General features: G+C 55.0%; 25 protein-coding genes. 11 read left to right on the top strand and 14 right to left on the bottom strand.

Going from position 1 to position 23,620, the window contains the following annotated elements; genetic code table 11:
- Positions 1–14 precede the first annotated feature (14 nt).
- A complete protein-coding gene (locus tag HCH49_RS19855; protein WP_023310063.1) occupies positions 15–704 on the bottom strand; it encodes an LrgB family protein in 690 nt (229 codons plus the stop codon).
- Complete coding sequence (locus HCH49_RS19850) at positions 697–1,107, bottom strand: CidA/LrgA family protein (protein WP_021242769.1); 411 nt, start codon at positions 1,105–1,107, stop codon at positions 697–699. The genes HCH49_RS19855 and HCH49_RS19850 overlap by 8 nt, the downstream gene beginning before the upstream one ends.
- Positions 1,108–1,209: 102 nt before the next feature.
- Here HCH49_RS19850 and HCH49_RS19845 point away from each other — a divergent pair, with 102 nt between their 5' ends.
- On the top strand, positions 1,210–2,097 hold the full coding sequence (locus HCH49_RS19845) for a LysR family transcriptional regulator (RefSeq protein WP_221703276.1): 888 nt from the start codon (positions 1,210–1,212) through the stop codon (positions 2,095–2,097).
- Between the two features lie 509 nt (positions 2,098–2,606).
- On the opposite strand, the gene HCH49_RS19840 is transcribed toward HCH49_RS19845, so the two are convergent.
- The 4 genes from HCH49_RS19840 to soxR all read right to left on the bottom strand — a co-directional run bounded on the left by HCH49_RS19840 (position 2,607) and on the right by soxR (position 7,546).
- Positions 2,607–4,253, bottom strand: a complete 1,647-nt coding sequence (locus tag HCH49_RS19840; RefSeq protein WP_033144417.1) for a Na+/H+ antiporter — start codon at positions 4,251–4,253, stop codon at positions 2,607–2,609.
- Between the two features lie 150 nt (positions 4,254–4,403).
- Positions 4,404–5,753 carry a guanine/hypoxanthine transporter GhxP gene (gene ghxP, locus HCH49_RS19835; protein ID WP_023310059.1) on the bottom strand — a complete coding sequence of 450 codons (1,350 nt, stop codon included), beginning with the start codon at positions 5,751–5,753 and terminating at the stop codon, positions 4,404–4,406.
- Positions 5,754–6,047: 294 nt separating this feature from the next.
- The gene (locus HCH49_RS19830; RefSeq protein ID WP_033144416.1) at positions 6,048–6,719 is read right to left on the bottom strand and encodes a glutathione S-transferase family protein; all 672 of its coding nucleotides are present in this window, start codon (positions 6,717–6,719) and stop codon (positions 6,048–6,050) included.
- 368 nt (positions 6,720–7,087) lie between these two features.
- Positions 7,088–7,546, bottom strand: coding sequence for a redox-sensitive transcriptional activator SoxR (gene soxR / locus HCH49_RS19825; protein ID WP_023331806.1), 459 nt, complete (start codon positions 7,544–7,546; stop codon positions 7,088–7,090).
- A 98-nt stretch (positions 7,547–7,644) separates the two neighbouring features.
- Here soxR and soxS point away from each other — a divergent pair, with 98 nt between their 5' ends.
- Positions 7,645–7,971: a superoxide response transcriptional regulator SoxS gene (gene soxS / locus HCH49_RS19820; RefSeq protein WP_013095071.1), complete on the top strand. Its 327-nt coding sequence runs from the start codon at positions 7,645–7,647 to the stop codon at positions 7,969–7,971.
- A 6-nt stretch (positions 7,972–7,977) separates the two neighbouring features.
- Here soxS and HCH49_RS19815 read toward each other — a convergent pair whose 3' ends face one another.
- The gene (locus tag HCH49_RS19815; protein WP_029740210.1) at positions 7,978–9,543 is read right to left on the bottom strand and encodes an EAL domain-containing protein; all 1,566 of its coding nucleotides are present in this window, start codon (positions 9,541–9,543) and stop codon (positions 7,978–7,980) included.
- 645 nt (positions 9,544–10,188) lie between these two features.
- On the opposite strand from HCH49_RS19815, the gene HCH49_RS19810 reads away from it, so the two are divergent.
- Complete coding sequence (locus HCH49_RS19810) at positions 10,189–10,470, top strand: YjcB family protein (protein WP_221703275.1); 282 nt, start codon at positions 10,189–10,191, stop codon at positions 10,468–10,470.
- A 62-nt stretch (positions 10,471–10,532) separates the two neighbouring features.
- Here HCH49_RS19810 and ssb1 read toward each other — a convergent pair whose 3' ends face one another.
- On the bottom strand, positions 10,533–11,063 hold the full coding sequence (ssb1, locus tag HCH49_RS19805; protein ID WP_221703274.1) for a single-stranded DNA-binding protein SSB1: 531 nt from the start codon (positions 11,061–11,063) through the stop codon (positions 10,533–10,535).
- A gap of 251 nt (positions 11,064–11,314) precedes the next feature.
- On the opposite strand from ssb1, the gene uvrA reads away from it, so the two are divergent.
- A complete protein-coding gene (gene uvrA / locus HCH49_RS19800) occupies positions 11,315–14,137 on the top strand; it encodes an excinuclease ABC subunit UvrA (protein ID WP_213788164.1) in 2,823 nt (940 codons plus the stop codon).
- A gap of 3 nt (positions 14,138–14,140) precedes the next feature.
- On the opposite strand, the gene HCH49_RS19795 is transcribed toward uvrA, so the two are convergent.
- From HCH49_RS19795 to tyrB, 4 genes are all read right to left on the bottom strand, one after another.
- Positions 14,141–14,494 (bottom strand): MmcQ/YjbR family DNA-binding protein, encoded by a 354-nt coding sequence (locus HCH49_RS19795; protein ID WP_214539046.1) that lies wholly within the window; start codon positions 14,492–14,494, stop codon positions 14,141–14,143.
- Between the two features lie 2 nt (positions 14,495–14,496).
- Positions 14,497–14,913, bottom strand: coding sequence for a secondary thiamine-phosphate synthase enzyme YjbQ (locus tag HCH49_RS19790; protein ID WP_023310052.1), 417 nt, complete (start codon positions 14,911–14,913; stop codon positions 14,497–14,499).
- 113 nt (positions 14,914–15,026) lie between these two features.
- On the bottom strand, positions 15,027–15,740 hold the full coding sequence (gene aphA, locus HCH49_RS19785; RefSeq protein WP_221703272.1) for an acid phosphatase AphA: 714 nt from the start codon (positions 15,738–15,740) through the stop codon (positions 15,027–15,029).
- Positions 15,741–16,009: 269 nt separating this feature from the next.
- Positions 16,010–17,203 (bottom strand): aromatic amino acid transaminase, encoded by a 1,194-nt coding sequence (gene tyrB / locus HCH49_RS19780; protein WP_221703270.1) that lies wholly within the window; start codon positions 17,201–17,203, stop codon positions 16,010–16,012.
- A gap of 206 nt (positions 17,204–17,409) precedes the next feature.
- Between tyrB and HCH49_RS19775 the strand changes: the two genes are divergently transcribed.
- The 6 genes from HCH49_RS19775 (at position 17,410) to HCH49_RS19750 (ending at position 20,359) form a co-directional block, all read left to right on the top strand.
- Positions 17,410–17,967: a DUF2589 domain-containing protein gene (locus tag HCH49_RS19775; protein WP_023334176.1), complete on the top strand. Its 558-nt coding sequence runs from the start codon at positions 17,410–17,412 to the stop codon at positions 17,965–17,967.
- Between the two features lie 75 nt (positions 17,968–18,042).
- Positions 18,043–18,645, top strand: a complete 603-nt coding sequence (locus HCH49_RS19770) for a DUF2589 domain-containing protein (RefSeq protein WP_193138783.1) — start codon at positions 18,043–18,045, stop codon at positions 18,643–18,645.
- On the top strand, positions 18,645–19,094 hold the full coding sequence (locus HCH49_RS19765; RefSeq protein WP_048976345.1) for a lysozyme: 450 nt from the start codon (positions 18,645–18,647) through the stop codon (positions 19,092–19,094). The genes HCH49_RS19770 and HCH49_RS19765 overlap by 1 nt, the downstream gene beginning before the upstream one ends.
- An 18-nt stretch (positions 19,095–19,112) precedes the next feature.
- On the top strand, positions 19,113–19,595 hold the full coding sequence (locus HCH49_RS19760; RefSeq protein ID WP_193138782.1) for a ribonuclease domain-containing protein: 483 nt from the start codon (positions 19,113–19,115) through the stop codon (positions 19,593–19,595).
- A gap of 65 nt (positions 19,596–19,660) precedes the next feature.
- A complete protein-coding gene (locus tag HCH49_RS19755) occupies positions 19,661–20,068 on the top strand; it encodes a hypothetical protein (RefSeq protein WP_033144411.1) in 408 nt (135 codons plus the stop codon).
- On the top strand, positions 20,069–20,359 hold the full coding sequence (locus tag HCH49_RS19750) for a hypothetical protein (RefSeq protein ID WP_032662594.1): 291 nt from the start codon (positions 20,069–20,071) through the stop codon (positions 20,357–20,359).
- Between the two features lie 85 nt (positions 20,360–20,444).
- Here the strand turns inward: HCH49_RS19750 and HCH49_RS19745 are convergent, their stop codons facing one another.
- The gene (locus HCH49_RS19745; protein WP_223862650.1) at positions 20,445–21,038 is read right to left on the bottom strand and encodes a response regulator transcription factor; all 594 of its coding nucleotides are present in this window, start codon (positions 21,036–21,038) and stop codon (positions 20,445–20,447) included.
- A 317-nt stretch (positions 21,039–21,355) separates the two neighbouring features.
- Here HCH49_RS19745 and HCH49_RS19740 point away from each other — a divergent pair, with 317 nt between their 5' ends.
- Positions 21,356–22,486, top strand: coding sequence for a hypothetical protein (locus HCH49_RS19740; RefSeq protein ID WP_032662597.1), 1,131 nt, complete (start codon positions 21,356–21,358; stop codon positions 22,484–22,486).
- Positions 22,487–22,537: 51 nt separating this feature from the next.
- Here HCH49_RS19740 and alr read toward each other — a convergent pair whose 3' ends face one another.
- Entirely contained in the window at positions 22,538–23,617 is a 1,080-nt protein-coding gene (gene alr / locus HCH49_RS19735; protein WP_032662599.1) for an alanine racemase, read from the bottom strand.
- Positions 23,618–23,620 lie beyond the last annotated feature (3 nt).

Raw genomic sequence — 23,620 nt, 5'->3', positions numbered from 1 at the left:
TCTGGCCGGGGAGCTTAAAACATCACCCACGCCACCAGCGGCGCAATCAGCACCATCACTACGCCTGAGAGCATCATTACCAGGCTTGCGACAACGCCCTCCTGCTGCCCCAGCTCATACGAACGTGCCGTGCCCGCCCCGTGCGACGCCGCGCCAAACCCCGCGCCTTTCGCCATCCCTTCCCGGATCGACAAGCGCAGGAACAACATATCGCCGACCGCCATACCGAACACACCCGTCACGACAACAAACAGCGCCACCAGGTCCGGCTGCCCGCCGAGCGGTTTAGCGGCCGCCAGCGCAAACGGCGTGGTTACCGAACGCACCGCCAGGCTGCGCTGAATTTCATCGGGCAGCGTAAACAGCCGCGCCAGCCAGACGGAGCTGCACACCGCGACCACCGTGGCGGTGATCACGCCCGCGCTGAGCGACATCCAGTGGCGTTTGATAATCGCCAGGTTGTCGTAAACGGGGACGGCAAAAGCGATGGTCGCCGGGCCGAGCAGCCACAGCAGCCAGTGGGATTCGCCAATGTAGTTCTGCCAGGAGATGTGGCCGAAGACCAGCATCAGCACCAGCAGGATCGGCGTGAAGACCAGCGGCATCAGCGGCAGGGCATGAAAGCGGCGATACAGCCGCTTGTTGGCAAAGTAGATCGCCAGCGTCGCAATCAGGCACAAGACGCTGATCTGAAAATTAGTCATGTTTGTGCCTGCTGATTTCAAAGCGATACACTTTATCCACCACCCAGGCGGTTGCGCCCAGCACCATCAGCGTACTCAGCGCGATAACCGCAAAGATTCGCCAGCCGTCCACCATCAGCAGCTGCGCATAGTTCACCACCGCCACCACCGCCGGAACAAAGAACAGCAGCATCTCCGCCAGCAGCCAGCGCGCCCCGGCGCGCACCCAGTTAAGGGGGATCACGCGGCACAGAATAAGCGTCAGCATCAGCAGCATCCCGACAAGATTGGCGGGCAGTGGCAGATGCAGCCAGCCGACAAGATATTCCGCGAAAACAAACAGTCCCGCGTAGAGCAGTACCTGCACCGGGACCTGGAGTCGTTGCACAACGGCAGGCGTAACACGGCTTAACGCCACGGCCATGGGGGTTTTCCTCAAAAATGAGACGAGGCGCCAGTATAGAGAGCGCACGGTATGGACTGAAATGAATTAAAATCATCAAAGGTATAGTTTCGAGGAATAATCATGGACATAAGAACGCTGCGCTATTTTGTCGAAGTGGTTCGTCAGCAAAGTTTTACCCGCGCAGCGGAGAAGTTGTTTGTTACCCAGCCCACCATCAGCAAAATGCTGAAAAACCTCGAAGATGAACTGAACTGTACCCTGCTGATCCGCGACGGGCGCAAGCTGTTGCTGACCGACACCGGACGCGTAGTATTCGAACGCGGGCTGGCGATTCTGGCGGAGTTTCGCCAGCTGGAAGCAGAGCTGGGCGATATCAATCATCTGAAGAAAGGGGTGCTTCGCCTCGGCATTCCGCCCATGGTGGGGATGATGATGGCCGGGCCGATTAGCCTGTTTCGCCAGCGTTATCCCGGCGTTGAGCTGAAGATTTCGGAGTTTGGTGGGTTAACCGTCCAGCAGGCCGTCACCAACGGCGAGCTCGACGTGGCAATGACCGCCCTTCCCGTTGAGGAAGAGAGCGGTCTGGCGACGCTTCCGCTCTTTAGCCACCCGCTGTGCGTGCTGGTTCCCCGCTCCGGCGACTGGCTGAAGTTAGACTCGGTGAGACCTGAACTGCTCGGCGAGCACCCTCTGCTGATCTACAACGAAGACTTCGCTCTCAGCCGCCAGCTGATGACGCTGTTTAACCAGCATAACGTCAAGCCGCGCATAGCGGTGCGCAGCGGACAGTGGGATTTCCTGGCGGCGATGGTGCAGGCCGGCGTGGGGATTGCCATTCTGCCGCAGCCTATCTGCGAGCGTCTGGATAAAAACACGCTGCGCTGGATCCCGCTGGAGAGCGACCTGCACTGGCAGCTGGGGATGATCTGGCGCGAAGGGGTGTATTTATCGCAGAGCGCGCAGGCGTGGCTGCAGTGTTGTGAGGGGTTTTGGGAGCCCTCACCCTAACCCTCTCCCACAGGGCTGAGGAATCCCCAGTAATTTTTCACCTGAAGCGATGAAAACTTCTTCTTCAAAATTAATGACTTACAGCGACACCCTGGTCCGGCTGTAAATCGCCGAAGCGTTTCCGTAAGGCCGGGGCGAGGCGCAGGGATGCGCCCAGAGGGCGTGGCCTGCAGGGATGCAGGCTCATGCCCGACCCGATAGCCTGAAGGAATAAGCTGAGGGCACCGCGAAGCGGCGATTTACCGCCGGGAGCCCGGGTCGCCAGGGTGGTGGCGATTGAGCCACCCTGGCACGTTCACCGGTCATGTCGTTACAGAGTAGCAAGGAACATAAAGTGAACGGAATGACCTCCACAGCCGTATGTTCCCCCTCACCCCAGCCCTCTCCCTCAAGGGAGAGGGGGTCGTCCGTGCAGGCATTATTTTGTGGGAAACCCTCAGCCCACAAGGAGAGGGAACCGATCGAGCACGCAGGCCCGGTAAGCGCAGCGCCACCGGGCAAAAACGGCGCTACTGATTCTCTATCAACAGCGCTTCCAGCAGGTCCAGATCGTGCAGCAGCTTTTGCAGCGTTTCGTTGCTGATCTGGCGCGTGGCGCGCAGATGGTACAGCTCGGCGCGCTCTGAGCGCAGCGCCGCCAGGCGGAACCGGCGCTCAAGGTTTTCCTCCTGCAGCGAGCTTTCCACATCGTTACGCCCGTCCGCGCGGCGGCGCAGGTTACCAATCACGCGGGAACTGACTTCCGTCAGCAGCTGATTGTCGATGTTCTCTTCCGCATCCGCGGCCAGACGCTCTTCCATCTTCTGAATCGCGACAATTGCCACTTCGGCGGTGGCCGCCCGGGCAATACGCTCCTCTTTATGCTGCTGGGTCGAATCACCGGCATCAATATGCTGGAGTAAAATCGGCAGCATAATCACGCCGACAAACAGGGAGAACAGAATTACGCCCGCCGCAAGGAAGACCAGCTCGTAGCGCGCCGGGAAGACGTCGCCCGTGGGCAGCAGCAGCGGAATGGAGAGCACACCGGCAAGGGTGATCGCCCCGCGTACGCCCGCAAAAGAGGCGATCAGCAGCTCACGCGTTGTCCACGAGCCGAACTCCATCGGCTTTTTCTTCAGGAAACGTACGCTGAAGTTTTTCATCGTCCACAGCCAGCCGAAACGCACCAGCATCAGCGCCATGTAGATCAGCACGATGTCGGTAAACAGCATCCAGACCTCAACGTTCGGATCGGCCTCCGCCGCCACCAGCGAGGATTCCATAATGCCCGGCAGCTGCAGGCCCAACAGCAGGAACACCATGCCGTTAAAGACAAATTCCAGCATGGCCCAGGTGCTGTTGGCACGCAGACGCATGGCCAGCGGCGCGCGACGCATTACGCCGGAACGGGTGATGGTCATCCCCGCCGCAACCGCAGCCAGAATGCCCGACACGCCGATATGTTCGGCAATCAGATAAGAGGCAAACGGCAGCAGGAACAGCAGTACGATCTGCGTTGCGGGCTCATCGCCGCCCCAGCGGCTGAGGAAGCGCAATGAGCGGCCGTACAGCCAGCTCACCACGAAGCCCGCCAGAATACCGCCAATCGCCACCTTGAAGAATTCCAGGGTTGCGCCGCCGATGGTAAAGACCATCGTGCCCATCGCAACGGCCACGGCAAACTTCAGGGCGACCAGGCCGGAGGCGTCGTTCATCAGCGCCTCACCCTGTAAAATCCCCATGATTTTCTTCGGAATACGACCTTCACCCACAATGCCGGACAACGCCACGGCATCGGTTGGCGACAGCACGGCGGCCAGCGCAAAAGCCGGTATTAATGGAATACCCGGTACCGCCCAGTAGATCAGAAAACCAATCCCGACGACGGTGACCACCACCAGCGCCAGCGCCAGGCCGAAAATCTCGCGCCCGTGCTCAAGGAATTCGCGGGTGGGCGTTTTCCAGCCATCGGCAAACAGCAGCGGCGGAATAAACAGCACGAGGAACAGTTCGGGGTCAAATTCCACGTGCAGGCCAAACGTCGGCCAAGCCAGCAGCGCGCCGATGGCAATTTGCATTAATGGCAGGGGGACCTGAAAGGGCAGTACGCGTGTAACCACCCCGGATAGCGAGACCACAAGGGTCATGATGAGTATTGTGAAGAAGATTTCCATGCGTTCCCTGTTTGCTGTGTTGCTTATGTACTCCGGAAGGCGTCGTGCCTTTTATTCTATCTTCTCCAGAGTAACGCAAAAGGCAACAGGATGAGTCCTGAAAATAAAAACGGGCGGCCTGAGCCACCCGTTTTCGCATCAATGGACAACTTAGATTGCCCAGCCGCCCGCGTAGAACGCTACCAGCGCAACGGCGATAATCACGGTGCCGACGTTCAGCTTGCGCCATTCACCGGAGACCAGACGACCAATCACCAGCGACGCGAAGCCGATCATAATGCCGGTCACGATGTTACAGGTCAGGACGATGAAGACCGCGGTAATCAGGCCAGACATCGCGTCCACGAAGTCCGCAAAGTCGATTTTCGCTACGTTGCTCAGCATCAGCAGGCCAACGTACATCAGCGCTGGCGCGGTCGCATACGCCGGAACCAGATAGGAGAGCGGAGAGAGGAACAGGATCAGCATGAACAGCACGCCGACGGTGATCGCCGTCAGGCCGGTTTTACCGCCTGCCGCCGTACCCGCTGCGGACTCGATGTACACCGCCGCAGGCGCCGCGCCCACCAGGCCGGAGAAGACGCTGCTCAGGGAGTCAGTGGTCAGCGCTTTGCCGCCATCAATAATCTGACCGTCTTTATCCAGCAGGTTCGCCTGACCGGCCACCGCACGAATGGTACCGGTCGCGTCAAACACGGCGGTCATGACCAGCGCCAGCACGCTTGGCAGGATCACCGGGTTCAGCGCGCCAACGATATCCAGGCTGCCAATCAGGGAGTTGCCTTTGTCATCGCTCAGCGACGGCATAGCGAAGATACCGGAGAAGTGTACGGTTGGATCGAAAATCAGGCCGACAATAGAAACACCGATAATGGTCAGCAGAATGCCGCCAGGCACCTTCAGTTTTTCCAGACCGATAATCACCGCCAGACCGATCAGCGACATGATCACCGGGAAGCTGGCGAAGTGGCCCAGCGCTACCGGCAGACCGTCCAGCGGGTTCTTAATGACCAGACCGACGCCGTTGGCGGCGATCAGCAACAGGAACAGGCCGATACCGATGCCGGTACCGTGCGCCACGCCCTGCGGCAGGTTGCGCAAAATCCAGCTACGGATGCCGGTCGCTGAAATTACGGTAAACAGCACACCCATCAGGAACACGGCACCCAGCGCAACCGGTACGCTGATGTGCTGACCCAGCACCAGGCTGAACGCGGTAAACGCGGTCAGAGAGATGGCGCAACCAATCGCCAGCGGCAGGTTCGCCCACAGACCCATCACGATGGAGCCCACGCCGGCCACAAGACAGGTCGCCACAAAGACAGCCGCTGGCGGGAAGCCTGCTTTGCCCAGCATGCCCGGCACAACGATGACGGAATAAACCATCGCCAGAAACGTTGTCAAACCGGCAACAATTTCCTGGCGCACGGTGCTGCCGCGGGCCGAAATTTTAAACATGGCGTCAAGTGAACCGCCAGTACGCGCAGATGGCGTAGACATAGAAAACATCCCCTGAGAGTTTTTTAGGAAGTCCGTAAGCGAGGTGGAGACGCCACTGCCAGCTGAACGTCAAATCCTTGTGTTGCGTTTGTGACGAAAGGGCGTCACAAAAAAAGCAAACGTTTAGCTCCGCGCTTACAAACGGGTGGTCAAATTAAGGCAAACGATTATCTAGCGTAATCCCCGCCCTTTTCAACTGAACTTTCTCGTTTTTCGCTAAAATTCCCTTATGACGCTGAAGAAATAAACAGAGGATGCGCAAACGTTATCGTCTATGCGCAATTTGTTTACATTTCAGTCCTCGCCCGGGATAGATAACGGTCCCCCCTGTTCCAGGGTTCTTTGCCAGCCTGGGGTGTTCTCAACTTTTGTCTTCCACGCCTGAATATGCGGCAGATTAGCGATACCGCCGCGCGCCAGCAGCGCAAAGATCGGGAAGCTCATCTGGATATCGGCCATGCTGAGCGAATCCCCGGCAAACCAGCTGTTTTCGGCAAGATGTGACTCAATAAAGCGCGCATGGGTTTCCAGCTGACGGTTGAGATACGCTTTCTGCACCCCCTGCCCCAGCGCTTTGCCCAGGGTTCTGATACCAAACGGCACCGGCGGCTTGCCGAGGCTGTTGAAGACCAGCTTCATTAACAGCAGCGGCATCAGCGATCCTTCGGCGTAATGCAGCCAGAAGCGGTATTGCACCTTATGCGCCGGATCTAAAGGCTTAAGGCGTGACTCGGCATCGTATGTTTCCTGCAGATATTCCAGAATGGCGCCAGACTCCGCAAGGATCAGCCCGTTATCTTCGATGACCGGCGATTTGCCCAACGGATGCACCTTTTTGAGAGCCTCCGGCGCCAGCATGTTCTTTTCGCGCTGGTAGTGGACGATCTCATAAGGCAGGCCGAGTTCTTCCAGCGCCCAGATCGCGCGGTGCGAGCGCGACTGGTTAAGGTGGTGTACCGTGAGCATGGTTTTCTCCTGTTATTCATACTTTTTAACTATAGAAAATTGAACAACACCGCGAAAAAAATTCGTCTAAATAACGGTCGGTGAGGCTGGCGAAAAAACGGGTCTTGCATAGAATTAAAGTGTCAGCACAATCCGGAACCTCCCCAACCAGCTCGACACTGAGGGGTGCTGATGTCGGGGGAAACCCTCCCGTGAACCAGCGGGATAGAGTGAAAGACAAAGACCGGGAAAAACTAAAGCGCCCTTATGTGGCGCTTTAGTTCTTTATAATGCTTTTGCCGGGTGGCGCTTCGCTTACCCGGCCTACGTTCCCGGTTTTGTAGGCCGGGTAAGGCGCAGCCGCCACCCGGCAAACCGGCCGCACAATCTCAATCCTCTTCCAGCAGCCGCGCCCCCGTCCCCTGCTCGCCCAGCCTGTCGCCGGGGTTACGCAACGGACAATCGCTACGCGACAGGCAGCCGCAGCCGATGCAGCCATCCAGCTCGTCACGCAGCGCGACCAGCGTATGAATACGCCTGTCCAGCTCTTCACGCCACTGGGACGACAGCTCTTTCCACTCTTTCGGGCTAAGCGTATGCCCTTCCGGCAGCACGCCAAACGCCTCGCCGATCGTGGCCAGGGGAATTCCGATTCGTTGCGCAATTTTGATAATCGCCACGTAGCGGAGCACGTCGCGAGTATAGCGACGCTGGTTGCCCCCGTTGCGGATGCTTTTAATTAACCCTTTGCTTTCATAGAAGTGGAGCGCGGATACCGCAACGCCGCTTCGCTTCGCCACTTCACCGGGAGTTAACAGCGCTTTAATTCGCGGCAATCTCTTTTCCATAAAACCTCTTTACCTCAAGTTAACTTGAGGAATTATACTCGCCCGCAGAGAAAACGACGAATTAACCGAGATAGTTGTATCTACAGAGGGGCAACCTTATGTCGCATCAGCAGATTATTCAGACGCTTATTGAATGGATTGATGAACATATCGACCAACCGTTGAACATTGATGTGGTCGCTAAAAAGTCGGGCTATTCGAAATGGTATTTACAGAGAATGTTCCGCACGGTCATGCATCAGACGCTGGGTGAGTACATTCGCCAGCGCAGACTGCTGCTGGCGGCGCAGGCGCTACGCTCAACGCAGCGGCCCATTTTTGATATCGCGATGGACCTTGGCTATGTGTCGCAACAAACCTTTTCCCGCGTGTTTCGCCGCGAGTTTGACCGCACGCCGAGCGACTATCGCCACCAGTTGAATTAATCGCCCTCAGTGCAAAGGCTGCTGCTGCCAGGTCATAAATTCCTGGGGCGGCATCGCTTTCGCGAAGTGCCATCCCTGACAAAACTGGACGCCGCGCTTCAACAGCCAGCTTACCTGCTCTGCCGTCTCTACCCCTTCCGCAATGGTTTTCAGCCGCAGGCTTTGCGCCATCTCGATAATATGCTCGGCGATCAGGTGACTGGTACTGTTGGTCGTTAAGGTATCGATAAACGATTTATCGATTTTCAGAATATCCACGTTCAGCGAGTAGAGGTTGTGCAGGTTCGAGTAGCCGGTACCAAAATCATCGATCGCGACTTCATAACCCGCCTGACGGAAAGCCTGAATCACCGGGGTGGTTTTTGGCACATCGATAAAACCGCGTTCCGTCACTTCTATTTTGATTTGCTGCGCACGGACGGCGTAGTGGCGGGCCTTGTCGGAAATCATGGCGATCAGCCGCGAGGAGTGGAAATCCGTGGCCGACAGGTTAATCGAAATATAGAGATGCGGATGCTCGGCCAGGAAATGGCCCAGATCGTTGAACACCTCCTCAACGACATAGTCCGTAATCCGCTCGCTCATCCCCTCATTTTCCGCCAGCGGAATAAACTCAGCCGGGCTCATCACCTGGCCGTTAAAGCCAGGCCAGCGTAACAGCGCCTCCGCGCCCACACACTGATTATTCTTAATATCAATAATCGGCTGATAGTGTACGCAAAGCTGTCGTTTGTTCAGCGCGCGGTGCAGTAAGCGCCCCGGCGAATTGAGCTCACGATGGGTACGGGACCATACCAGCAAAATAATAATGCTGCAGATCATGCCCAGCGGTAGCGTCAACGTCGCCTGGTGATAAAGCGTTTCATAAAAGCGTTTATTTGATGTCGAGACAATGGCCGCAATCGGTCTTTTGGGAGATGTTACGATCGTATAAAAGCGGTTATCTTTTTGAAATACCGATTCCTTATCCCGAATCATCGAATTTAATAAAGAAACATTGGCTTTCTGGCTGACGGAAAAGAAAGCATTGGTTACCGTGTCGTACACACCCCAGGAGAGAGAATGATCCGCGGACATGACTTCGCTGTATGAAAGCGGATTGACGACCACCACATAATTTCCGCGCTGCATATATGTCATTTTATAGCCAGTATAAAATGGGGTATCGCGATAATAATAGATAGCGACGTCAGGTTTGCGCGTGTAATTAGCGACAGGAATGGCGTAGGGGTGATCCGGTGTAAAAACGGTCGAACAAAGAAAATTCTGACCTTCAGCGTAAATTAAATCGGCGACAAACAGGCGGCCACGAACAACGTTCAGCATATATTGACGGTGTCCCGGCGTGCAAAGCTCGCCCTGATATTTTACCGCCTCGTCCCTGGCAAGCTCAACCTGTTGAATAACCAGCTCTGTTTTGTCTAAAGCCAGTTCAGCAAATGTGCGTAGCTGGGCGCTTGTTTCAGACACGGCACGCAGTTGGGCAAACCATAGCGCAAGCATCACCGGCAGCATAACTACCATGATGATCCCTACCACCCTGAGCATTTTGCGCCGCGCGCTACGATTCATTTCCCGCCCTATATCCCTGCATGTTGTACGCCTGTAGTACTTAAGGCCGGATGCTTTGTTAAACAGGTGATTACGTTGCATGAATCATGCGAAGTTAGCAACTGACTTTTAGTATTAAAAATCTTAAATTTCGTTATGCCGATAATATTTTCCCGTAAGTTAAACTGTAAGTATTCGTTCCGTTTCAATTAAGGAAAATAATTATCCAGCCCGTCAGGCAGACGGGAAGATAACACAACAGACAATCGTTGATTAAGCCAAACGTCTGACAGCATGAAAAAAGTACAATTTCATCATGACGTTTTATGCTATTTGCTCTGAGGCATTGTGTTCGTTGATTTATAAATAGTCAGCCTACACCACAATATTTTGAGTATTGGCGGAGAATAACGCCCCTCTTATAAAAACTGAATTTGCGCTATCCCCACTTGCCCGAAGGGCATTTTCGGCAAGCTGTGGCTCCGCCTCCTCGTGCGCCGAAGGCAGGACCAGCCCGCGCAATCGCCTTTTCTGAGGAATAAAATCCTCTTTTTTGATCGTTCAGATGCTGGCGAATAAATCAACAAATGTGATATAGTTCACACATATTTTGTAACGAGAAACACCGTTTCATTCAGTTCGTCTGTTTTATAGAGGATGGGTTTTATGGCAACCATTACTACCAGCATGGTTCTCCTGCGCTGGCCTTTGTTGAGTGCGGTACTGATGTTTTTAGCCAGCACGCTGAACATTCAGTTTCGTAAATCTGACTATGCGGGTCTTGCTGTTATCAGCACTCTGCTGGGGCTGGGTGCGGCCTGCTGGTTTGCAACGGGCCTGCTTGGCATCACCCTACTGGATATCGCCGCCGTCTGGGAAAATACTAAAGTGGTGATGGTTGAGGCGATGAGCCACACGCCGCCAGACTGGCCGATGGTGATTACCTGATCTCTGACGGAATAAAAAAACCCAGACGATAGTCTGGGTTTTTTGTTTTCAGCACGCGGAAATCAGAACGGAATGTCGTCGTCGAAATCCATTGGCGGTTCGTTAGACGGCGCCGGAGTAGACTGCTGCTGCGGACGAGACTGTGCGCCGCCGCTGAACTGGTTGCCGCCCTGCGGCTGCTGAGGCTGACCCCAACCGCCCTGCTGCTGGCTCTGACCGCCACCTGCCGGTGCGCCACCGCCCTGACGGCCACCCAGCATCTGCATGGTACCGCCCACGTTGACCACGACTTCTGTGGTGTACTTCTCAGCGCCGGCCTGATCGGTCCATTTGCGGGTACGCAGCTGGCCTTCGATATAGACCTGAGAACCTTTACGCAGATACTCACCGGCCACTTCGGCCAGTTTGCCAAACAGCACTACGCGGTGCCATTCGGTCTGCTCTTTCATCTCACCGGTCGCTTTATCACGCCAGGATTCGGAAGTAGCCAGCGTAATGTTGGCAACTGCGCCACCACTCGGCATGTAGCGTACTTCCGGGTCCTGGCCCAGATTACCGACGAGAATCACCTTGTTTACGCCTCTGCTGGCCATGTTCGTGTCTCCTGAATACGTTTCTTAATAGTGTAAACGCGCGAGTGTACCATTTCCACGCGGCAATTTGCATAGTTGCGTAGTCGGTTCAGAAATCTCTCGCGGACTCTACATTGTTACACAGCCAATCAGAAAATGCATTCCAATACTGTATATTCAAACAGGTCAAATTGTGTCATAATTAGCCGTTTCTGACAGCCGTTTGTCCTTCAAACAAATCAGGCAATCCGTGTTCCAACCGGGAAAGGTGAATGGATAAGATCGAAGTTCGGGGCGCCCGCACCCACAATCTCAAGAATATCAACCTCATAATCCCTCGCGACAAACTCATTGTCGTGACCGGGCTTTCGGGGTCTGGCAAATCCTCACTGGCTTTCGACACTTTGTATGCCGAAGGACAGCGTCGTTACGTTGAATCGCTCTCTGCGTACGCGCGTCAGTTCCTGTCGCTGATGGAAAAACCGGATGTCGACCACATTGAAGGGTTGTCCCCTGCTATCTCTATTGAGCAGAAGTCCACCTCGCATAACCCGCGTTCAACGGTCGGTACCATTACCGAAATTCATGACTACCTGCGTCTGCTGTATGCCCGCGTGGGTGAGCCGCGCTGCCCGGACCACGACGTCCCGCTGGCGGCCCAGACCGTAAGCCAGATGGTGGATAACGTGCTGTCGCAGCCGGAAGGCAAACGCCTGATGCTGCTGGCGCCGATCATCAAAGAGCGAAAAGGCGAACACACCAAAACGCTGGAAAACCTGGCAAGCCAGGGCTATATCCGCGCCCGAATCGACGGCGAGGTGTGTGACCTGTCCGACCCGCCAAAGTTGGAGCTGCAGAAGAAGCATACCATCGAAGTGGTGATTGACCGCTTTAAGGTGCGCGACGATCTCGCCACGCGTCTGGCGGAATCTTTTGAAACGGCGCTGGAACTCTCTGGCGGCACGGCCGTGGTCTCCGATATGGACGACCCAAAAGCGGAAGAGCTGCTCTTCTCCGCCAACTTCGCCTGCCCGATTTGCGGCTACAGCATGCGCGAGCTCGAGCCGCGCCTGTTCTCATTCAACAACCCGGCGGGCGCGTGCCCGACGTGTGACGGCCTGGGTGTTCAACAATATTTCGATCCGGACCGTGTGATTCAGAACCCGGAGCTGTCGCTGGCGGGCGGGGCCATTCGCGGCTGGGACAAGCGTAACTTCTACTACTTCCAGATGCTGAAATCGCTGGCGGAGCACTACAAGTTCGACGTCGAAGCCCCGTGGGCGAGCCTGAGTCCGAACGTGCACAAAGTGATCCTGTTCGGTTCCGGCAAAGAGAACATCGAGTTCAAGTATATGAACGATCGCGGCGATACCTCCGTGCGCCGCCACCCGTTCGAAGGGGTGCTGCATAACATGGAGCGCCGCTACAAAGAGACCGAATCCAGCGCGGTGCGCGAGGAGCTGGCGAAATTCATCAGCAACCGCTCCTGCGCCACCTGTGAAGGTACGCGTCTGCGTCGCGAAGCGCGCCACGTGTTTGTGGAAAACACCGCGCTGCCGACCATCTCAGACATGAGCATCGGCCATGCGATGGACTTCTTCAACAATCTGAAGCTCTCCGGCCAGCGCGCGAAAATCGCCGAAAAAGTGCTGAAAGAGATCGGCGATCGCCTGAAATTCCTCGTGAACGTCGGCCTGAACTACCTGACGCTTTCCCGCTCGGCAGAAACGCTCTCCGGCGGCGAAGCCCAGCGTATCCGTCTGGCGAGCCAGATTGGCGCGGGCTTAGTCGGCGTGATGTACGTGCTGGATGAGCCGTCCATCGGCCTGCACCAGCGCGACAACGAGCGCCTGCTCGGCACGCTGCTTCACCTGCGCAACCTCGGCAACACGGTGATCGTGGTCGAGCACGATGAAGATGCGATCCGCGCGGCTGACCACGTCATCGACATTGGCCCTGGCGCTGGCGTACACGGCGGCCAGGTGGTCGCGGAAGGGACGCTGAAGGACATCATGGCGGTGCCCGAGTCGCTGACCGGTCAGTTCATGAGCGGCAAGCGTAAGATTGAGGTGCCGAAACAGCGCGTAGCGGCAGATCCGGAAAAAGTGCTGAAGCTGACCGGCGCGCGCGGCAACAACCTGAAAGACGTCACCCTGACGCTGCCGGTTGGCCTGTTTACCTGCATCACCGGCGTGTCCGGTTCCGGTAAATCGACGCTGATCAACGATACGCTGTTCCCGATTGCGCAGACGGCGCTAAACGGCGCGACGCTGGCCGAGCCTGCACCGTACCGCGACATCCAGGGTCTGGAGCATTTCGATAAAGTTATCGACATCGACCAGAGCCCGATTGGCCGTACCCCGCGCTCTAACCCGGCAACCTATACCGGCGTCTTCACGCCCGTACGTGAACTCTTTGCCGGCGTGCCGGAAGCGCGCTCCCGCGGCTATACGCCAGGACGTTTCAGCTTTAACGTGCGCGGTGGCCGCTGCGAAGCATGCCAGGGCGACGGCGTGATCAAGGTTGAGATGCACTTCCTGCCGGATATCTACGTGCCGTGCGACCAGTGCAAAGGCAAACGCTATAACCGCGAAACGCTGGAGATTAAGTACAAAGGCAAGACCATCCACGAAGTGCTGGACATGACCATTGAAGAGGCGCGCGAATTCTTTGATGCCGTCCCTGCGCTGGCGCGTAAGCTGCAGACGCTGATGGACGTCGGCCTGACCTACATTCGTCTTGGGCAGTCGGCAACCACGCTGTCCGGCGGTGAAGCGCAGCGCGTGAAGCTGGCGCGTGAGCTGTCAAAACGCGGCACCGGTCAGACGCTCTACATTCTGGACGAGCCGACCACCGGCCTGCACTTTGCCGATATCCAGCAGCTGCTTGACGTGCTGCATCAGCTGCGCGATCAGGGCAACACCATCGTGGTCATCGAACATAACCTGGACGTGATTAAAACCGCTGACTGGATTGTCGATCTCGGCCCGGAAGGCGGCAGCGGCGGCGGTGAAATTCTCGTCTCCGGTACGCCAGAGACCGTTGCAGAGTGCGAAGCCTCGCACACCGCGCGCTTCCTTAAACCGTTGCTGTAATTGTCACACGGAGAGTTGCTGTCGGGTGGTTTCCGGCAGCAGCTCAACAGCCTGCTGATAGGACGCGTCCACCAGGTAGTAAATCTGCGAGCCAGGAATCGATCCATCCAGATAGACGGTGCTCCAGTGCGCCTTATTGAGGTGCTTGCTCGGCCTCACGTCACCATGCTGTTGACGTAGCAAATCCGCCAGTTCAGGGCTGGTTTTCAGCGACGCCGCCGGACGGCCCTCCACCTCTTTCACCATCGCAAACAGGACATCTCCCACCTTAATCTGCGTGGCTTTCCAGTCGCTATGAACGCTCTGCTCCGCGCCGGGCTTGCTCATGCAGTACTGAAGTATCTCCGAAATTGTCATCTTTATTCCCCTTGTAGCGTGGCGATAATTTTACGCGAACCACCGTGAATGCGATGCTCTCCCAGCCAGATCCCCTGCCACGTTCCCAACAGCAGCCGCCCGTTGTGAACCGGCAGCATCAACGATACGCCCAGCAGGGAGGATTTAATATGCGAAGGCATATCGTCCGCCCCCTCATAGTCATGCTCGTAAGGCGCGTTGTCCGGGACGCTCTTCAGAAAATGGTGCTCCATGTCGGACCGGACGGTGGGATCGCAATTTTCATTAAGCGTGAGAGAGGCTGACGTGTGCTGAAGCAGCAGATGCAGCAAACCCGTTTTCACCCGCGACAGATCGCGGAGTTGCCCGATGACTTCATCCGTCACCAGGTGAAATCCGCGTGGTTTAGCGCTTAAGGTCAGGGTTTGTTGGTACCACATGTGCTGCTCCGTGATGAAAGATGAATCTTTCTAAGTGTGCAGCAAGAAGACGAAAGGTAAAACCCGCAGCAGCGAGATTTGATTAAAAAAGAGTCAAACCCGCTGCCGGATACTTAATACTCCGAGTTGACGATTACCTCTTCGCCAAACTTTCCGGCCATCGGCAGCGGTCGATAGGTCGAGTTAGAGGCGCGCAATACCCTGATCCCTCGGGCCCCCACGTCATGTGCGGCGGTGATGTCGTTATCCGAATCGCCGTAGAATACTTTGATATTTTTCTTTTCCAGCCACTGGTTTTTGGTGTTTTGCCCCTCTTTGTCACCGGCAAAAATGACCGGGTTCATGCTGGTCGCCGGGATCTGGAAATCATCCTGCAGCGTTTTAGAGACGGTTTCGGTTTTGGTCTGACTGCGGCCGGTAACAAAGTAGATGCTGTCACCGCGCTTCACGTGCATAGCAATAAGCGCACGGGCAACCTCTTTCGGGATGCTGAATTCGTCCCAGCCGTTATTCATTTTTTCCCAGAATTCCGGGTTCTTCAGATACGCTTCGCTGTCGGGTGAATACGTTTTCTTCCCGCGCCAGAAGCCGGGGCTTGAGAACAGCACGGTATCGTCAATGTCAAAACCCACGGCCATTGGCGCGCGGCCGATCAGACTGTTTTCGATTTGGGCCACTGAAACCCAGTGAATGGGCGCCTGCTCGGCGAGAATGGCGGCGGTGGTGCCGGTGTAAAGCGGCGTCGGGGCAGAAGCTCGCGCGACGACGGCGCTGTTAAGCGAGAACAATAAGCAGGCGGCGCTGAGCGCCAGTGTGATCTTGCGCATATTTTCCCCTGAATATTCAGTTTGTTATCGTTTTAATTTGAGCGGATGATCAAAAAACTATCCGACCATAACCCCAGCGGGAGGTGAAGGGAAGGAGTTTTTGCTTATGAAGCTGAATAAAAAGAAGACGATCACAAAGCGTGGAAGAGGCGTGTAGGCTCGGTAAGCGAAGCGCCACCGGGTAATGATTGGCACCGGCGCAAACAAAAAAAGCCGGGTGGCGGCTGCGCCTTACCCGGCCTACATAGAGCATGCAAGTAAGTGAATACTTACATTACAGCAGCAAACGCCTGCGCCACGCGATGAACGTTGCTGGCATTCAGGCCCGCCACGCACATACGGCCGCTGGCGATCAGGTAGACGCCGAACTCTTCCCGCAGACGATCGACCTGCGCCGCGCTCAGACCGGTATAGCTGAACATCCCGCGCTGCTTGAGCAGATAGTCGAAGTTATGTCCCGGCACGGCCTCTTTCAGCACGTTAACCAGCTCCTGACGCATGGCCAGGATGCGCTTACGCATCGCTTCCACTTCGGCAAGCCAGGACGCTTTCAGCTGTTCGTCACCGAGAACCGTCGCCACCACCTGCGCACCAAAGTTTGGCGGGCTGGAGTAAATGCGGCGCACCGTCGCCTTCAGCTGGCCGAGCACGCGACCCGCCGCTTCGGTGTCTTCACAGACCACGGACAGACCGCCAACGCGTTCACCGTACAGGGAGAAGATTTTAGAGAAGGAGTTACTCACCAGAGCAGGCAGCCCGGCGCTGGCCACGGCGCGGATAGCGTAAGCATCTTCTTCCATACCCGCGCCAAAGCCCTGGTAGGCGATGTCGAGGAACGGAATCAGGTCGCGGGCCTTCAGTACCTCAATCACCGCATCCCACTGGGCGTTGGTGAGATCTGCCCCGGTCGGGTTATGGCAGCATGGGTGCAGCAGCACAATGCTGCGCGCCGGCAGGGTGTTCAGTTTTTCCAGCAGCGCTTCAACGCGTACGCCGTTCGTTTCGCTGTCGAACCACGGATAGGTCGCCACGTTGAAACCTGCGCCCTCGAAGATCGCAACGTGGTTTTCCCACGTCGGGTCACTGACCCACACGCCTGAATCCGGGAAGTATTTTTTCAGGAAGTCTGCTCCCACTTTCAGCGCACCCGAGCCGCCCAGCGTCTGGATGGTCGCCACGCATTTTTGCGCGAGCACCGCATGATCGGAACCGAATAACAGCGGAGCGATGGTGTTGCGGTAGGCGTTTAACCCTTCCATCGGCAGATAAAGAGAAGCACCGTGTGGAACAGCGTTCAGACGCGCTTCGGCTTCGGCAACGGCTTTTAATTGAGGAATGATGCCATCCTCGTTGTAATACAGACCGATGCTGAGGTTCACTTTGTCGCTGCGAGGATCTTCTTTGAAACGCTCCATTAAGGAGAGGATAGGGTCGCCGGCATAGGCGTCAACTTTCTGAAACACGCGATGGTTCTCCGGAATTCGATGAGGCAGGGATTTCAACAATAAACCGGAACATCACTCAACACCACCCCTTAAGATTATCCTGCGATCGGCATAGGTTTTTTGCGTCCTCTCGCCATGACATTTACCCAATATTTTCCCCTTCTCGCTTTCCGTAATGTGGCTCATGCGCAACCGCGCATTCACTGATTCAAGGAGTTCCCATCATGGATTCACAATTTATTGGTTCAGTTATTAACGCCCTGCCGCTGGAACATATGATCGGCGGTCCGCTGCAGGCGATGATCAAAGCACAGGTCCAGGCGAGCAAGGCCTATACCGACTTCCTGCTCTCCGTCTGTATTAAAGACGGCAAAGCTGTCGCGATCGAGTTCGATTACGACGAAACCGTGGTAGACGAACAGGGGGTCAATAAAGGCAGCGTGACTCGCAAGATGAGTATTCCGCTCCTGGCGGCGGTCACCCACCCTATCATCTGCATTGAGGACGGCACTATCGACTTTGAGCTGGAAGTGAGCCAGAGCGAAGCCAGTTCCAGCAGCACCGAAGCGGAGGCCTCCGTGGAAGCGTCCGTCGGCTGGGGCGTTTTCAAAGCGAAAATGACCGGCAAGGTCTCCCATAAATCGGAGCAGACCCGTTCGACCGATACACGCGCGAAATATTCCATTCATACCCAGATTAAACGCCAGGAGCCACCTGAAGCTCTGCAGCGCGTGATTGATTACCTGACCAACGCCAAAACCAAGCCTGTCGCCGCGCAATAATCTTCCACGCCGCGACATACGTGCGATTCCGTAACGCAGGGGCTACCCGGGTAGCCCTTTTTCCAGGAGCGAAATATGTCTTTTAAAAAATGGCTGCGCGGCGGCAAGGATGAGGAGCCGGAAAACAGGGCGGGCAAAGAGGATGAAGGCACGCCATCGGTACAGGAAAACACGCCTCCAGCGCCTCCAGCCGATATTCCCGGCGTGCCGATCTCGCTTGAAGATATCACGCGTGGGATGCAGTACGCGGCCACTGCGGCCAACGAACTGATTGCTCAGCAGTATATGAAGGCATTGGATCCCTTTTTCGAACCCGCAGAAGACGGTTCGTTAATTCCACGCACGGTACAGCTGGCGCTGGATGAAAAGCATTACTTTGACCTGCCCTTGGTCGCGCTTTCGACACCGCGCGGGCTGATGCTGGAAAAGATGAAGGTCAACCTGACGATCCGCACGGAAGGCATGCAGGCGCCTTCCCGCCAGTCCGGTGAAAACGAATTTGGCCGCTTTCACGTCAGCCTTTCGCCTTCCAGCGATAACAAAGGCGGGCGTGACAGCCGCCACGTCGATGTAGAGATGCAATTTACCGCACTTGAGCCACCGGAAAGCGTCATGCGTTTGATTGACGAATACACCAACAAGGTGATTCCCCGCCCGAAAGCAGAGGAGACTCCGTAATGCAAAAACAACCAGAACGTACAGGTGACAGGGGCATTCAGCTTATTTGCCAGTTTGAAGGGCTGAGGCTGGAGCGTTATCGCGATGCCGTAGGTTTATGGACCATCGGCTACGGCCATTTGATCCTCAAAGAGGAGATGGAAAAGCTCACCAAAATTACCACCGGTGAAGCCAAAGATCTGCTGCGCAAAGATCTGAAACGCACCGAGGACGGCGTGAAAAAACTGCTGAACAACGCTTCGACGCAGAACCAATTCGACGCGCTGGTTTCGTTCGCCTTCAACCTTGGCGTGGGCAATTTAAAGAAATCCACGCTGCTCAAAAAATTCAACGCAGGCGATATCCAGGGCGCCGCACTGCAGTTCAAAAGCTGGAATAAGGCAGGCGGTAAGGTTTTGACCGGGCTTACCCGACGCCGCGAGGCGGAAATGAAGCTATTTCTTAGTTAATTCAACAGGAAAATTACAATGAAACCACTTTACATAGTGAAAATGGCCGTACTGTCTGTTTCGTTATTCAACGTGTTACAGGCAACCGCCGCCATGCCAACCTGCGAAGAGGAAATAAAGGAAGCCAACGCCTTTTTATCTTCTCAGGGTATGGTGCCCGTCAATAACGTGACCGATCTGGCGACAACGCTTCGTCATATAAAAAATTTTGGGCGCCTGCCCGACCGCTATATTACCTCGGATGAGGCCAAACGCCTCGGCTGGTCGGGAAGTGAAAGCGAATCGCTTTGGGGTCTTAAACCCACCAATCAAAAATGGATCGGTGGCGATAAATACAGCGATCGCGCTCTTCCTTCCAGTCAGCCCTGGCTTAGCGCGGATATCGATGTCGTGAAGGGGTATCGCTCTCCCAAGCGTTTGATTTACAGCCTGTCAGGGCAACAGCGCTTTATTACGACCGATAAGTATCAGCATATTGTTGAGCTGGATCCCTGCCAATAATAAGCGCCCGTTACGATAATAAATCCCCTTTTCCGAGGGGATTTATCCTTGCAGAGGATGAACGTATGTCTGACATCTATCTCCCGACCCTCATCAGTGAAGCCTTGCTGGCTTTTTCAGGTTTATTTGGCGGCGTCAGTATCTCGTTTTTCTGGCAACCGCAGCGATTGCACCAGCACAGCCGATTTATGGCAGGCATTATTTTTGGTGGAATCAGCATGGGCGCGGCCGTCGCATTAGGTGGATTAGCAGCCCGCTGGTTAAAGATAGACCTTAATCAGGCCGATATCACGCTTGGTTTAGGGTATATCCTCGGGGCAATGAGTAATGGCCTGATCGTCTGGCTGGCAAACTTTTTTCGCCGGCATGAACAGCGCGATATTTTTGATGTTGCAAGCGTCATCAAAAGTAAAGTCAGACATGAATCACTTTCTCCGCCTGATTTAACCCACAACAAACCCGATGGAGAATAAATGCTTAACATAATGAATGGCTGGGTGCTTCCCTTTATTATCTTCGTCGACCTGATAACATCGCTGCTGATTTTGTTTGCCGCCTATAGCCGAAGAGTCCATGCCCTGCCGGTAATGTGTAAAATTGGCTTAGCCGCCCTCGCCTTTGGTTTTTTTGGTGAGAGCAGCTTAAACATGAAATTTATTCTTACCGGTGCTGATATACTGAGTGACAGCTTTCCATTTTGGCTATTGCAGGACTTCGGAACGCTGGTGGTGGTGATATATTATTTCAAATCTCAGTACCGTTAAAAAAACAAAGCGCAACAGAGGTCTGTCTGTTGCGCTTTTCTTTTAACGCATTTTGACTGCAGCCCTTCGCTTTGCTGAAAATCGGCTAATTAGACATATATTTAAAATAGAGCATTGCGGCCTGCGTCCGATTGTTGACCTGTAGTCGGTGAAAGATGGATTCCAGATGCACTTTGACCGTACCTGCGCTGATATTCAATTGCCGGCTGATCTGCTTATTTGTTCCTCCATTCGCCAGCAGCTTAAGAACTTCCTTCTGCCGACGACTCAGGGAGTAGATCGGCAACCCGCCAGTGGGTTGTTCTCGCTGGACCACGGCTTGCTCCGGAAAACAGACCACCCCCGAGGAAACCATGCAAAGTATCTGGCTGATTTTCTCGGCGGGGAGATCCTTGGTAAAAATGCCCTTAATGCTTTGGCGGATGTAGAAGTTGAATATCTTATCCGTCGTTTTTCGTAACATCACCACGATCGGTAGCTCAGGCCAGTTTGTCATCAAATTAGTGATAAAATCACGGCACTTCATTTCACCATCCAGCAAAATAATGCTGACCGGCATAGAGGTTAAAATTGCGTGTGCATCTTCAAAGTTGTTCGCTGCAAAAACAGTGCATTCCGGCATGACGCGTTCCAGCTCTGTTTTCATACCGTGAATGAAGATCGGTAATTCATCGATCATTAATATATTCATCGTAGCATAACCCCGTGTGAAATCTATTTTCTTAGGTTATTCAACCAACTTATTCCGAAATTAAGTATGCGTGCTATTACAAAACTGTAAAAACAGCATTCGGCATAAGGCAAATGTCATATATCCAAAGCAAAAAGTTAAGCAATACTAAACATTAAACATAGCCATGTTTAATTAAGAACGATCTTATCGTTATTAAAAACAGCCTGGGCTCAATAGCATATTCCCAGAAATATTGCTGGCACTTATTATTTTACTGCACGCGTGCCATCCACCTACATATTAATATTTCAATGAGGTCATTTATGACAATACTAACAGTGTATTTCTGTGGTACTGGATCTAATAAATTTGATGAGTCTCATGCTAATTACTGGAACGGCGAGCTCATCTCTTCTCTGGCAGCCAATAACAAGGGTAAAGAGTTCGCCGAATGGGTCATTCTTGATGGTCCGGGGAGCGGCAATCTACAAAGCGATGAGCTTTGGGTCAAAAGCGGAGAATATTCTCAGCTTCGCGCCCAACTTCTGGGCAGCGGCTGGAATGAGAATGTTCAGCATGCGATCAATATTATCAAAGGACACGTTGACTGGCAGCGTGAGAAGCTCACAAAAGAAAACTATGAGCAGCTTAAAAAGGCGGGTGTACCGATTCAGGACGTTGAGGTTACCGGTTCCTTTTGGTGGCGCAAATATGACTATGGCGATCGTAAAGTGACCCAGCAGGCGCTGCAGCAGCAAATCATCAAAACCTTCCGCCAGGGTCAGATCCTGCCCACTCAGGTGAACCTTGTTGGGTGGAGCCGGGGCGGAATTAGCTGCCATATGCTTGCCAATGCAATGCTTGCCGATCCCCTTTTAACGACGATTCCGGTGAATATTTTTGCGGTCGATCCGGTTCCGGGTATGGGTAATTTCCAGGCGGACAAAGTCACTCTGGGCAGCAACGTGAAGGAGTATGTGGCTTTCTATGCCAGACATGAGCGATCAAAAGGTTTCTCGTGCGTCATTCCACAGACCGATAGCGCGACAAAAGTCCATATTTATCCCATGTCTGGTCGCCACGCTACGCTGGTAGGGAATGCTTCGGCCAATGGGAATAGCGGGGAAAAAGTGGTCCATGAGCCCGGCACGATCGTGCGTCATTTCGCCGAAGTTTGCCTGCAAAGATGGGGCGTCACGCTGGATAAAAAGCTCAATCTGGATGGAGTGCAGCTGCTGGAATTGCATCAGGCCATTCAGCGTAACGCTCCGCTATTCGCCGAAATGCAGAAAACGGTGTACACCATTTCGGAAAACGATGGGGGGGAGCGTTATGTCTCGTTGGGCAGCACCGGAAAACGGTTCTCGTCCATCCAGGGTTCGCGCTTCAGTCCGGAGTCAGGGCTCGCGTCGGATTATTTGACTAATCAGGCGATCTATAACGTGTTGAAATAAGCGTTACGCGTCCAACGGCAGCTAATGCCGTTGGACGACTATCTGCGAGTCTCAGTCGATGTACTTCATCGCAACCCTTGACGTCAGGCGCGTGATAAGTTCGTAAGCACTCACTTTCGTAATTTCAGCAATGCGTTCGACGGGCAAACCTTCACCCCACATCACGACATCGTCGCCGGGCTTATCCTGGGCTTCAGGCCCCAGATCGACACAAATCATGTCCATCGCCACGCGGCCGACGATCTTCACCTCGCGACCGTTGACCAGAACCGGCGTACCCGACGGCGCGGCGCGCGGATAGCCGTCACCATAGCCCATCGCCACCACTCCGAGACGGGTATCACGCTCGCTGGTCCAGGTACCGCCGTAGCCCACCGGCTCGCCCGCTTTATGGTCACGCACGGCAATCAGGTTAGAGACCAGCGACATGACCGGCTGGAAGCCAAAGTCCGGCCCCCAGGGTTTGTTCTCCAGCGGCGACACGCCGTAGAGAATAATGCCCGGTCGCGCCCAGTCGAAATGCGACTGCGGCCACAGCAGAATACCGCCGGATGCCGCAATCGAGCGCATCCCCGGCTTGCCTTCGCAGAAGGTGTTAAAGATATCCAGCTGGCGCTCGGTCGCACCGCACTCGGGCTCATCGGCACGGGCGAAGTGGCTGACGATATTCACCGGCTGACGCACGTTTTTGCACCGGCATAAACGCTGATAAAACGCTTCCGCGCTTTCCGGACGCACGCCCAGACGGTGCATGCCCGTGTCGAGCTTCATCCAGACGGTCACCGGCTCGCTCAGCTCGGCGGTTTCCAGTGCGGCGAGCTGTTCTTCGTTATGTACCGCGGTATGCAAATGCTGGTCAGCAATGGTCGGCAGATCGCTGGCTTCGAAAAAGCCTTCGAGGAGCAGAATGGGTTGGGTAATGCCGCCCGCGCGCAGGCGGAGGGCTTCTTCAAGACGGGCGACGCCAAAGGCGTCGGCATCGGGGAGCGTTCGCGCGGTCTCAAGAAGACCGTGTCCGTAAGCGTTCGCTTTCACGACTGCAACGAGCTTGCTGGCAGGCGCCAGTTCACGCAGACGTTGCAGGTTGTGTCGCAGAGCGCGGCGGTTAATAACAACAGTTGCCGCTTGCATTTG

It is taken from the genome of Enterobacter sp. Y17 (assembly GCF_019730495.1).
Lineage (GTDB): Bacteria > Pseudomonadota > Gammaproteobacteria > Enterobacterales > Enterobacteriaceae > Enterobacter > Enterobacter asburiae_B.
The sequence above is the reverse complement of the archived record's forward strand: the minus strand, read 5'-3'. Positions and strand labels throughout refer to the sequence as shown.